Source organism: Iningainema tapete BLCC-T55, from assembly GCF_014698965.1.
Taxonomy (GTDB): domain Bacteria; phylum Cyanobacteriota; class Cyanobacteriia; order Cyanobacteriales; family Nostocaceae; genus Iningainema; species Iningainema tapete.
Window position 1 is genome coordinate 130,478 of record NZ_JACXAE010000098.1, and the last position, 12,251, is coordinate 142,728.

The 12,251-nt window shown below is 40.3% G+C and carries 10 protein-coding genes and 1 tRNA gene; 5 read left to right on the top strand and 6 right to left on the bottom strand.

Annotated features, from left to right (window positions below; translation table 11 throughout):
• Positions 1 to 233: 233 nt before the first annotated feature.
• From ICL16_RS32555 to ICL16_RS32565, 3 genes are all read left to right on the top strand, one after another.
• Entirely contained in the window at positions 234 to 1,835 is a 1,602-nt protein-coding gene (locus tag ICL16_RS32555; protein ID WP_190835721.1) for a peptide ligase PGM1-related protein, read from the top strand.
• A gap of 40 nt (positions 1,836 to 1,875) precedes the next feature.
• Positions 1,876 to 3,630 carry a protein kinase domain-containing protein gene (locus ICL16_RS32560; RefSeq protein WP_190835722.1) on the top strand — a complete coding sequence of 585 codons (1,755 nt, stop codon included), beginning with the start codon at positions 1,876 to 1,878 and terminating at the stop codon, positions 3,628 to 3,630.
• 66 nt (positions 3,631 to 3,696) lie between these two features.
• Positions 3,697 to 3,936, top strand: a complete 240-nt coding sequence (locus tag ICL16_RS32565; protein ID WP_190835723.1) for a type II toxin-antitoxin system Phd/YefM family antitoxin — start codon at positions 3,697 to 3,699, stop codon at positions 3,934 to 3,936.
• A gap of 109 nt (positions 3,937 to 4,045) precedes the next feature.
• On the opposite strand, the gene ICL16_RS32575 is transcribed toward ICL16_RS32565, so the two are convergent.
• From ICL16_RS32575 to ICL16_RS32585, 3 genes are all read right to left on the bottom strand, one after another.
• Positions 4,046 to 4,591: a YdcF family protein gene (locus tag ICL16_RS32575; RefSeq protein ID WP_190835917.1), complete on the bottom strand. Its 546-nt coding sequence runs from the start codon at positions 4,589 to 4,591 to the stop codon at positions 4,046 to 4,048.
• Positions 4,592 to 4,853: 262 nt separating this feature from the next.
• Positions 4,854 to 4,927: transfer RNA gene (locus ICL16_RS32580), tRNA-Arg, on the bottom strand.
• 32 nt (positions 4,928 to 4,959) lie between these two features.
• Positions 4,960 to 6,048, bottom strand: coding sequence for a tocopherol cyclase family protein (locus ICL16_RS32585; RefSeq protein ID WP_190835724.1), 1,089 nt, complete (start codon positions 6,046 to 6,048; stop codon positions 4,960 to 4,962).
• Positions 6,049 to 6,077: 29 nt separating this feature from the next.
• On the opposite strand from ICL16_RS32585, the gene ICL16_RS32590 reads away from it, so the two are divergent.
• The gene (locus tag ICL16_RS32590; RefSeq protein WP_190835725.1) at positions 6,078 to 6,686 is read left to right on the top strand and encodes a J domain-containing protein; all 609 of its coding nucleotides are present in this window, start codon (positions 6,078 to 6,080) and stop codon (positions 6,684 to 6,686) included.
• Between the two features lie 149 nt (positions 6,687 to 6,835).
• Positions 6,836 to 8,977, top strand: coding sequence for a WD40 repeat domain-containing protein (locus tag ICL16_RS32595; RefSeq protein WP_190835726.1), 2,142 nt, complete (start codon positions 6,836 to 6,838; stop codon positions 8,975 to 8,977).
• A gap of 448 nt (positions 8,978 to 9,425) precedes the next feature.
• On the opposite strand, the gene ICL16_RS32600 is transcribed toward ICL16_RS32595, so the two are convergent.
• The 3 genes from ICL16_RS32600 to ICL16_RS32610 form a co-directional block, all read right to left on the bottom strand.
• Positions 9,426 to 10,259, bottom strand: coding sequence for a metallophosphoesterase (locus tag ICL16_RS32600; protein WP_190835727.1), 834 nt, complete (start codon positions 10,257 to 10,259; stop codon positions 9,426 to 9,428).
• Positions 10,260 to 10,474: 215 nt separating this feature from the next.
• The gene (locus ICL16_RS32605) at positions 10,475 to 11,068 is read right to left on the bottom strand and encodes a sigma-70 family RNA polymerase sigma factor (protein ID WP_190835728.1); all 594 of its coding nucleotides are present in this window, start codon (positions 11,066 to 11,068) and stop codon (positions 10,475 to 10,477) included.
• A 318-nt stretch (positions 11,069 to 11,386) separates the two neighbouring features.
• Positions 11,387 to 11,959 carry a hypothetical protein gene (locus tag ICL16_RS32610; protein ID WP_190835729.1) on the bottom strand — a complete coding sequence of 191 codons (573 nt, stop codon included), beginning with the start codon at positions 11,957 to 11,959 and terminating at the stop codon, positions 11,387 to 11,389.
• Positions 11,960 to 12,251: the final 292 nt, after the last annotated feature.

The following is a 12,251-nucleotide window of genomic DNA, read 5'->3' on the forward strand; positions in this document are numbered from 1 at the left end:
CCGTGATGAAGGGTGTTTGCCCGGTCATCTGCTCTAAAATTAGCTATTATCTTGTTTGAATTTATCGCTCTCGGGATGTAAACGAAGAATCTGGTGATCAATCTTTAGACATAAATAAATTTATACTTCATTAGATATAAGTCAAAGAAGTGTTGCATATTGTCGGCATTTGATTTTTGATTGGTGTATACCAAAGTAGGAGAGGGTTTGGGAGCAAACCAAAAATTATTGTTATGCAAATGCTTAATATTTCTGAATTAGCGCAAACTGACTTTCGCGATCTTCAATTGACATTGTGCGATCGCTGGAAAACTAATGAGTCTTTTGATCACAGTGATGCGGATATTTTGGTGATTCCCTCGCTGAGTATCGATCAGCGTGAACTTAGTAAAATTGAAGGCTGCGAACATTATGAAGAACGACTATTATTTTCCTTAATTCGTTTACGCAATCCCCGTACTAGATTAATTTATGTCACATCAATGCCCTTGCATCCGAGTGTAATTGATTATTATTTACAACTATTGCCAGGAATTCCCTTCTCTCACGCTCGCAATCGCTTGCTACTACTTTCTACTTATGATTCTTCGCTCAAACCTCTGTCACAAAAGATTTTAGAGCGCCCTCGCTTGCTAGAGCGAATTCGCCACGCTTTGAGGCTAGAAAAATCTTTTATGACATGCTATAATTCTACAGAATTAGAAGCAGAACTATCTTTAAAATTAGGTGTGCCTTTGTACGCTGCCGCACCAGAGTTACAGATTTGGGGTAGCAAGAGTGGTAGTAGGCAAATATTTGCGGAAAGCGGAGTTCCTCATCCAGATGGTAGCACTAGAGTTTGGAATGCAGCAGATTTGGCACAAGCCGCAGCCGAGTTATGGCAGAGGGAACCGACATTAAAACGAATGGTGGTGAAACTTAATGAAGGTATTTCTGGAGAAGGAAATGCGCTGTTGGATTTAAGACCGATAGCTAATTTAGCACCACCAGAAAGTTCTCATACTGAAAGGGTAGCGGCAATCAACGATCGCTTTTCCACCATGAGCTTTCAAGCAAAACAAGAGCATTGGGATAATTTTGCTGGTAGAATTACTGAGTTGGGAGCGATTGTCGAAGCCTTTGTGGAAGGAGAAATCAAACGTTCTCCCAGCGTGCAAGGACGCATCACACCCAATGGAGACGTGGAGATCCTTTCTACCCACGATCAAATTTTAGGTGGCCCTGACGGTCAGATTTATCTCGGTTGTAGATTTCCTGCTGATGAAGCTTACCGACTGCAATTGCAGCAATTAGGGTTAAAAGTGGGCAGAAAACTGGCAGAGAAAGGCGCCTTAGAAAGATTTGGTGTTGATTTTATCACCGTTGACAAAGGTGATGGGCAGTGGGATATTCAAGCAATTGAAATCAACCTGCGTAAAGGCGGTACTACTCATCCCTTTATGGCGCTGAAGTTATTAACCAACGGTCGCTATGAGCTTTCGACAGGTTTGTTTTACAGTCAGCAAGGGCGTCCCAAATACTATATTGCCACTGACAACTTGCAAAAAGACCGCTATCGGGGACTCCTACCCAACGACTTGATGGACATCATCGCTCATCATCGGCTACACTTTGACACCGGAACCGAAACAGGCACGATCTTTCATTTAATGGGTTGCCTTTCCCAGTTTGGTAAGTTGGGGTTAACCAGCATTGGTGATTCTCCTCAACAAGCAGAAGAAGTGTACAACAAAGTCGTCAAAGTTCTGGATGAAGAAACCAAGAGCAAAAAATACGAAGAATCCTGCCCATCAGAATACACTTTCCCTATAGGTTGGGATGGGCATTGTTTTTAAGGAATAGTACAATCAATACAGCCTGCGTATTTGAACGGTTGTGTCTCAAGTCAAGCCTCGTGCAATTCACTGTATAAATCCAGACTGTAAGCGCCCGTATCCTCAGTTAGAGGGAAACAAGTTTTGTAGTAGCTGTGGCGCACCGCTACTGCTTTTAGAACGCTATGTACCGCTGCAACTTTTGGGAGAAGGAGGGTTTGCCAAAATTTATACTGTTTGGGATCAAAAGACGCAAACAGAAAAAGTACTGAAAGTTTTGGTGGAAGGTTCTGCTAAAGCGCAGGAGTTGTTTGCCCAAGAAGCAGTGGTTTTAAGAAATTTGCACCATCCTGGTGTTCCTAAAATTGATGCAGATGGGTATTTTCATATAGAGACTTTGCCTGCAACGTCTTTACCAGGAGGTAATCCACAGCTACGCAAGCTTTCTTGTCTAGTGATGGAAAAAATTTATGGTCAAACTTTGGAGTTCGTATTTGAGCAGTATCCTCAAGGTTGTCCACAAGAGTTGGTGTTAAAGTGGTGTGTCCAAGCTGTGGAGATTTTGCAAGAGTTACACAAACGTAAGATTCTTCATCGCGATATTAAACCTTCTAATCTTATGTTAAGAACCCCCCAACCCCCCTTGGCAAGGGGGGCTAGTCAACCCCATATTGTTAAGGGGGGGACACAGGGGGATCAACTGGTATTAATAGATTTTGGTGGAGCGAAACAATTTAGTACACAATCTAGTTCAACTAGGTTATACTCTTCAGGGTACAGTCCTCCAGAACAAATTACTGGGGGTAATGTGGGACCATCCACCGATTTTTATGCTCTCGGTCGGACTATGATTGAGATGTTAACGGGTAAATCTATTTTAGATTTGGAAGATCCGTTAACAGGAAATCTGGTTTGGCGCAAAACAGTCAATGTTCAGCCGGAACTAGCTGCTTTGTTGGATGAGATGGTGCAGGAAGATATGCGATCGCGTCCCGCCAATGCAGCGATAATTAAAAAGCGTTTGGCAAAGATTTCTCGTCCATCAACTCTACAAGATTGGTTGGAATTAGCAAAAAAGTTTTTATTCAAATTAGAAGTTACCTTCTCTCAAGGACTGGCTAATTTTACGGCGGCGATCGGCAAAAGTATTCTTTTTGTATTCAAAGCAATTTTTCAGGTTACACTGGCTTGTCTAGATACAATTTGGACTATGGTTTTGACCAGTATTGGTGCTTGTGTGGGTACGATTACTGGGTTTATAGTCGCTACTCAAACTAATCTAGATGAGCAAGTTGCGGAATTTTTATCTAATCAGCTACATTCGCTTCCCAATGCTCAAATTACATCTGGTTCAGAAATTCTTTTATTTGCAGGAGCAGGTTTGGGCACTGCATGGGGACTAGTAGCGGCAGGAGGTTTTGGTCAAAGACGGCGGTTTTTGGTAGCATCTTTGATGGGTACTTTCGGGTACGGATTTGGGTGGTTAGTTTTGCAGTTAACTACTCCACAAAATTCAGGCGATCGCTTAATGGGGTTAATTTTAGCCGCTGTTTCCCTTCTCACTTTGGGTTTAGGTTTGAAAAGCCATCACATAGTTCATGCGGTGATTGCTGCATTTGGCACTGCACTTATTTTTGCAGCTTTGGTTACTTTCGGTTTTCTCACTAATATATTTGACTGGTTAAATCCTACTAACTGGACTCAACTGTTACGGACTGTAGTATTTTTTAGTTCCGTGGGTGTCTTTGCTAGCTTCTGGTTAGGAGTAAGTTATTACCTAATTGTCCCCAGCTTGCGATTTTTAGGTTGGCGCTAATCACAACTACCTGAACAATAAACTTAGAAATAAGTAGACTAGTCTAAGACTAGATTATTAATGTTTATGGAATCCATTGGCTCATACGAAGCGAAAACGCACCTTCCTGCGCTCCTTGAACGTGTCGAAAAAGGAGAAGAATTTGTCATTACAAGACACGGAGTTCCTGTTGCGCGACTTGTTCCGGTAGAACAAAATCGACAGCGTGACGTTAAGGAAGTGATTGAAGAGTTAAAGAAGTTCCGAAAAGGGCATACCTTAGAAGGACTCTCGGTAAGAGAAATGATTAATAAGGGCAGAAAATGAACTTTGTGCTTGACTCTAGAACTTGCGCTTCGTGAAGGACTACCTTTAGCAACACTCGATCAACAACTGAAACAAGCCGCTTTGAATATTGGTGTCACCACACTTTAATTCACCGCTTGTCTTGAGAATCATCTGCACCTGCATAACCTGTTGCTACCCAAATTAAGGCTCTAGCTCCATCGCGGATAGATTTTTGAATTGGTTCGGTAGAGCGTCTAGATGGAACTGATACTGGTTTCAAATCAATCCCTCGGCTACCTAAAACAATCTCGCCCACAACTCTAGCACGACGCATATGGTAGTCGGAAGTAACTAAATACACACTCTTGATGCCGCGAGATTTTAACTCGTCTACTATAGTAGTGAAGTTCTCTACTGTATTATTTGCCTCGTAATCTAAGTGTAAACGCTTAGCATTAACTCCGGCTTTGGCAAACACTTTTTTAGTTGGCTGGGGTGGGCTACCTCCTGAAATCCAGATCGGTATATTTGGATGTTTACGGGCAAATTCTGCTGTAAACTTCTCTCGCTCTAATTTTTTTGTTGAACCACCCAAAAGTAAAATTGCTTCGGGTTGCACGAATTGATTTTTCACTTCTTTATAACCCCACATGAGCATTAGTGGTAGGGCTAGGATTGTAAACCGAGAAGACATTCCTTTAAACACTGGCTTCGTCAAAGTTTTATCTCTTACTGCTGCTGGGACAATAATTTATCTAAAAATAATAAATGTTTGGGTGAACACAATTCACCGAATTTCCGATTTTAGATTAACTATTCAATCCAAAATCTAAAATCCAAAATTGTCACACCTGTACGTTATAGCAGGTGCGATGGACTCAACGCACGATTGTATCCGCACAATTATTGCTGACACAAATATTTGTCGATTATTTTATGAAATTGTTTCTTAACGACGGGACTGGCCAGATTCGAACCGGCGACCTAGCGCTTAGGAGGCGCTCGCTCTATCCAGCTGAGCTACAGCCCCAAAATTGAATATCACTTATCATGATACCATATTTAGCGAGACTGCCACGAATTATTCCAAGAACCGCCGCCTACTTCTAATCCACAAAGGAAACTATGTGCGTTCAGGATAATTTTGCTTTGCGAACCACTTAATTCTCGCAATTCTATATTTAACTCTCCCTTCATAGTGTCACGACAGCAAAATATTAAACCATTTTCTGTAGGCGCACGTAGAGGTGTACCTGGTAAATTAGTGCGCCCGGTAAGCTCAACTTCGTACTGTCCATTTCTTGCTTGCATCTCCCATTTTCCCCAAGGATCGATATTCCAGTTTACTTGGGAGTTCCAGGGAACAAACTCATAAAATTTGCCTTGATAGTGCAAGCCAATCATGGCTACAGATTCCATCCACCACAGTACTCCGCGTCTTCCACCGCCTGCGGTTAGGGCAACTGGTTCTCCGATAAAGCTGTTACAATTCACCCAAAACCATTTTTGCGGAAAAGCTCCTCCCCAATTTTTCTCACCGTAAGCTGGGGCGTTGGTGAATTCGTAGCGTTTGCCATTCCAATCAATCCAACCTGTAGCTAAGCCATGCGCCATCAAAATTTGCCATCCCGGTTCAAAAATTGGTAAAAATGATAACCATCCAGCAGTTGATTGTTGAGAACTTCCTGTATTGCCCCAACCGTAGATTGGTTGAATTTCATAATGCCAACGACAATAAAAACCAGTTGCCGGATCTTGAATTGCACCTTGATTGATGGTAGCTGTGGCTTGATAACCTTCAAGCACATGACGCTCAAATTCTTCTGGTAGGAGGTAGTTAGGTTGAACTAGTAGATCTGTTTTACCCCAATGACCTAACGCTAACACATCACTCTCAGCCCAAAATTTGCTGACATCGGGAAAAGTACGCCACAAATACTCATCATTTGGTCCCAAGATTTGTGCTGCACCGCCGCTATGAGGTTTACCACCGATGGGATCTTCAATTGAGTACATGAACGCGAAAGTTTGACCTTCTTCGTGAGGTAAGGTGACGCGGTAATACCAACCTTCAAAAAAGCGGCGACTACTACCGTCCCAATGGTAGCCGCTATGAGGTGTTTGAATTGAATTTTTGGGAATAGTTAACATAGATTTACTAGGCAGTCTATTTTCTCAGTATGCGCGATCGCGTGAACATTAATGAGGCTTACTCCATTTTGGGATTACCACCGGGTGCATCACCAACCCAGGTGAAGCAAGCTTACCGTAAGCTGGTTCTGATGTGGCATCCAGATCGTTTTTCTCATCCCCAGCAAAAACAGGAAGCTGAAGAGAAAATTAAACTAATAAATGTTGCTTACAGCCAGCTTAAATTTTATCAACCCAGTTCGTCAAATCAGGTTAAAAAAACAAAACCAACAACAGTTTATACTAATCGCTCTAATGCTGAAACCTTCTATAATTGGGGAGCAGAAAACGCAAAACTAGGAAGATACGAGTCAGCTTTGGCAGATTTTACACATGCGATTCGTATCAATCCTAACTATATTGAAGCATACAAATACCGTGGGTTGATCTGCTCGCAATTGGGATACGAATATCGAGCCACTTCAGATTTAAATAAAGCTACACAATTGGAGAGGAATCGGAGAAATAAACAAGCCTCAAAGTCTTCATCCTCTTGGTATTCAACCCCAAAAACCAGGAAATCGAGTCAAAAGTCCATTTGGAAAAAATTTCTGCAATGGATAAAACGGTTACTGAATTTTAATTGGCGTTTAGGATAAAGTCTTCCCCTGGAGTGAAAATTTTACTGAGATAAATGAGAGTGGACAATGGGGATTTTGTAGAACAGATTAGAAAAATGTCTTGGAAGAAGATGAGGATATGTCTAAATATTACTATTTGTCCTCAACCACCAAGCACATCATAACCTATGACCAAACTCCACTGGCTAGAAGTGAGCGAATACGCTGCCCTGTCTGTATCTGTAATTGGCATCATCAGTGCATCAGCAACCCAACAAGTAGTTTTAGCTTTGGCACCGTTAGCTTTAACTATCGGTTTGAGTGCAGCTAATCGAGAAAGGTTAAAGTATCTACAGCAACAGCGAAACGCGAAGACGCTTACTCAACTAGATTTGCTCCTCGATCCACTTAGGCAGCGACTGGAAAATTTTGATAATTTTACACAAAAGATGAGTGCATCAACAAAGGAGCAATTTGAGGAATTAAACAAAAACCAAGACGAGCGCATTGAGGTAATTTCGCAGCGTCTCATCCAACTTGATGCTCTTACCCACTCTTTGAAAGAAACTCTTGAACAAAAGTTACAAGAATTACAGCAGAATCAAAAAGGGGATGATATAGAAAGCTTGAGACAGCGCCTAAGCCAGCTTGATACTCTTGCGCAAACTCTAAGTACAAGTACTCAAGACCAGCTTGAACCGTTCAAGGAGCGTTTAGCTCAAATTGATTTGCTTACCCAAAATTGGCATAGAACGACTCAACAGCAAATACAAGAATTACAACAATACCAGCAAGGACAAAATCTGGATGCTTTGAGACAGCGGCTCACTCAAGTTGATAACTTTGCCCAAACTTTAAGTATCAATGTGCAAAAACAGCTAGATCCTCTTAAGGAGCGTCTCAATCAAGTAGATGTTTTGACACAAAATTTGAGTAAAAAGACTGAACAACAGATACAGGAATTACAGCAAAGTCAGCATAAGTATGATATTGATGCCACCAAACAGCGCTTAACTCAACTTGATGCGATCGCCCAGTCTCTAAGTATAGCCACCGGACAGCATAGAGAAGAATGGAATAGGGCGCAAACTCAACTCCAGGATCAACTACAAACAATCACCATCACGCTCAAGCAGATGGAACAACAATATCAAGGTGCGGTACAAAGAATCAAAAGACTAGAAGATCTAAAACAACAACCCCAACTAACTACCATATCAGCACCTCCAACACAACAGCAAAAAACCACTCCACCACCAGCACCAGTAGTATCTAATCTGGAGATAAAACAAATACAACCACCGCCACCCACATTACCGGAAGCGCCAACGACACAACAGCAAAAAACCACTCCACCACCAGCACCAGTAGTACCAGTTCCAGAAGTAAAACAAATACAATCACCGCCACCCACATCACAACCCATCAAGCAGAACTTAAGTGTCAAAACTTTATCGGGACACTCAGATAAGGTTGTATCAGTTGCCTTTAGTCCTGATGGACAAATGTTAGCGAGTGGGAGTAAAGATAACACCGTCAAAATTTGGGATTTAGCAAGTTCGGAATCTCGTACCCACAAGGGACATGGAGAATCGAACGGAATGTCTGGGGTAAATTCGGTGGCGTTTAGCCCTGATGGGAAAAAGATTGCCAGTGGTGGTGATGACAAAACAATCAAGTTATGGGACGTAGTAACAGGAAAGGAAATCTGTACATTTACGGGGCATGAAGGAAAAGTTTATTGTATTGCGTTTAGCCCTGATGGAAAACAGATTGCTAGTGGTAGTAAAGATCGAACGATCAAACTTTGGTCAACAGAAACGTATAAAGGGATATACACTATCCAAGGGCATTCTGATGACGTTTTATGTCTTGCATTTAGCCCGGATGGCAAGCTTTTAGCTAGTGGCGGTGGGCTGAATGATAAAACTATTAAAATCTGGCATCTAGCTGAAAATAAATTTCTGACGTTGAGAGGAAATTATGATGACGGAGCAATCAATGCTCTTGCTTTTAGTCCAGATGGTAAAAATATTGTTAGTGGTAGTGCAGATATGAAAATCAAGATTTGGCAACCGTCAGGGGGTAAAGAACTCCGCACTCTGACGGGACATTCCGATCAAGTTTGTTCTGTGGCTTTTAGCCGAGATGGCATTTTTGCTAGTAGCAGTCAAGACAAGACAATTAGACTTTGGCAGGTAGATACAGGTAAGGTACTACGTACCATTACAGAAAATGTTGAGCCTGTTTACTGCGTAGCTTTTAGCCCAGATGGTAAGACTTTGGCATGTGGTGGGAACACAAGTATTACGATCATGCCTAAGTCTTAGCGATTACATATATAACGAAAGTTTATCAGTTTTTTACAAAATTTAAATGAGAATAAATTTTAGTAAAGTTAAAGTGTAGTCCTTCAGAAGGTAATGCTAATTTATAAATAGGCACGAACAGGTTAGTTCTCCAAAAAAAATTCAGCTTAGAGCCTGTGCCTCCCGCTCTAACTTAGTCGCAATTAGTTCTTTGGTGATTACATCCAGTCACAGTGTTTTCGTCCTAACTTTTTGATCGTTGTGGAGGTTTTTGAGCGGATAGCCAGTGATACTTGCCTAGTTGAGAATGAAGGATGTACAGCTACAAGTAAGAAAAATTGCGAATCTTGTTCACCTTAGATAGAAATATTTTTCTCGCTCATTTTTTACTCTGCTCAATCGATTGCGTTACATATAAAACGCGCTTAAGGAGACGCCCCGCTGGAGCGTCTCTACTTGTGTTTGGCGATTACTGATGTTCTAAGGTAATTACAGTAATTTCTGGTGGGCAAAATAAACGTCCTGGTGGATAAGTTCCTAAACCGCGATTAATATATAGTTGGTTTTGTCCCACCTGATGAAAGCCTTGCGCCCATTCCCAATGTTTTACTACTTTGGTAAAATTTCCACGTAAAAATGGCATCCAGATGCGCCATTGTTTGGGAAGTTTACGTAATAATTGTTTATAATACACTACCATTGGACCAATTCCGGGAATGATGATTTGACCACCGTGGGTATGACCGGAAAGTTGTAAGTCTACGCGCCATTTTTGTAGTAAATCGGCAGTATCTGGATTGTGAGATAATACGATGCGAGGTGTGGCAGGGTCGAGCTGGTTCATCACGACTTTGGGATTGAACTCTTTTGACCAGTAATCGGCTAATCCGACGATGGGCAGTTCTTTTCCCAAAGGATAGGCAATTTCATTCCAAAGAGTATTGACACCAATGCTATTGAATGCTGCAATTATTTCGGTTTTGGAACGGTGGTAGTAAATATCGTGGTTGCCTAATACAGCATAAATACCGTAGCGACTTTGCAAATGTTTTAGGCGCAGCACTAGCTGGTGAATTGGGGAAGGATCATCAGTGACATAATCACCCGTTAAGACCACTAAATCAGGTTCGGCTTCATTGCTGTGGGCGATCGCACTCGACAACATGTCTTCCGACAGCCGCAAACCGTCGTAATGCAAGTCTGACAATTGCACCAGTTTCGTTCCTTGTAATGAAGCTGGCAAAGAAGCAATCTTAACTGTCAATTTTTCGATGGTCAAAGCTCCAGATAATAACCAGTGCATAACCCTGACTTAACTCCTGCTTACACGCGCCTCCAGCTTACCGAAAAAACTGCATAATATTTGTAACAACTACAATAACAAGCGTGAAAAATTTAATTATAAGGGAAAAAGTAGCAAGGTGGTAAACACAATCCCTGGTTGCAGCCTCGCCACTTCTACCCTTATAGGCGAAGCATTACTACTTTAGCAAGCCCTTGCTGAACTTATAATATAAATTAAAGTCCTAAGATTTCCTGATATTGTTTTGTTAAAGCCTTTAAAGCTCGTTTGCCTCTTTGACGTAAGGTATCTGGTAAAACTACTTCGCCTTGACTCGCTAATCGCAACGCTATCTCTTGCCAAGATAACTTTTCAAAATACCTCATGTAAAGTAACTCTTGGGTTCTTATATCTAGTTTTTTCATGGCTTTATAGAGAGTATAATACTCTTCTTCCATAACTAAATCTTTCACGTTGTTACTTTGACCAGAAGCAAATGAATCTAGTATTTTTGTGTCAACAAAGGTCACTCTTGCTTTACCATCTTTTCTTTGTCGTGAAAATTCCCTAACTACATTAAATCCCGTACTTCGTAACCAAGCTTCTATATTGTAAATTATCTTACCAGACTTTTTTGCTTCTACATAACGTACTAGGGACTCTGACATGATATCTTCAGGTTCACACCACCCCAAAATATTGAATTTATACAAATAAATGCGAAATGAATTTATTAATTGATTATACAAATCAGCACCTCCCAGATCCCGGAAATTAGCACAAGCAGTCATTCTTTTCTGGTTATTGTGTAATGGCTTCGTTTGACCCATTATCTGACTCCCACCCTCAAAGGGTCTATTGAAATCTCCATTAATCCACGGACATCAGCAAACTCTAGCCCTCAAATGCTAATGATTCGGTTGAGAAGTTTTGCTGTCCCTACTACTAAAAAATGTCGGCTTTTTTTTATTTGTGACATTTAAATCCAGATATAAATACTTGCATAATAAATATTTATAGTGTAAAATAAAATACAAAAACCTCCATAGTTATAATTTTACGGAGGTTTTTTTGATTATTTCAAAATTCTTCTTTTGTCAGAAAGTACAAACGAAGAGAATAAAACTTTCACAAATATGTAGAAGAAACTATTTTACTTCTACAACCTCCTTAAATTTTAAAAAACAATCTGAATCAATTTTTAGATTTGGTTCTAATAAACCTAGTTCAGCCGCCACACATACATCAACTCTACTTAGCCAACAACTAAGCTGATCGTGTATTTGTGCTAACTCAAGAATTTTAGCCACTCGGTCTATATCGTCATTACTAAGCTCTGGTAAAGACAAAAGTCTATGATACTCAATCACTAAATTAAAAAATTCTAAATCGGTAGAAATATCGCTTTTATTGACAGCAAAATTAAAATCAATGTCTTTATTTCTACCCAACAAAAATTTTACCATCCTACCTTCTAATTGATGTGATAACCCAAATAAATACTTCTCAAATCTCTTGGTCAATTTAGACCATAATAAACTAGTAGTTATTCTTGTAGTATATTCAACATCTAATGATTGGTCATCCCAATTTGCATAATTTATTCGTTGCAATAGAAATAAGTAACATCTACTACCCAGTCTTTTGAAAGTGTAACTACTCTCATAAACAAGTTCGCTTGACATCTTTACTCCTGCCTGTTTTACAAGTTTAAAAGTCATGGTATGTTGGTGTGAATCAAATGACACACAATGTCCTAGCTTACTGCATAAAAAGTGTTCTCGTACAATGGTTAATGTGAGAATAAAGATAAATGTGACATTTTTTGGTAGAAGCTTAAAAAATTTTTATCTTCATCACAATTACAGTATTTAATTCATTAGTTAGTAAGTAGAGATACAACGTTTGTTTTGCTAATAGAAAGATATTTTTTCGCAATTACAAATGATTCGTGAACAGAGAAACTAGGTTTCGCCAATCCGAATAACTGATATCTTTACAAGTTTCAAGCAA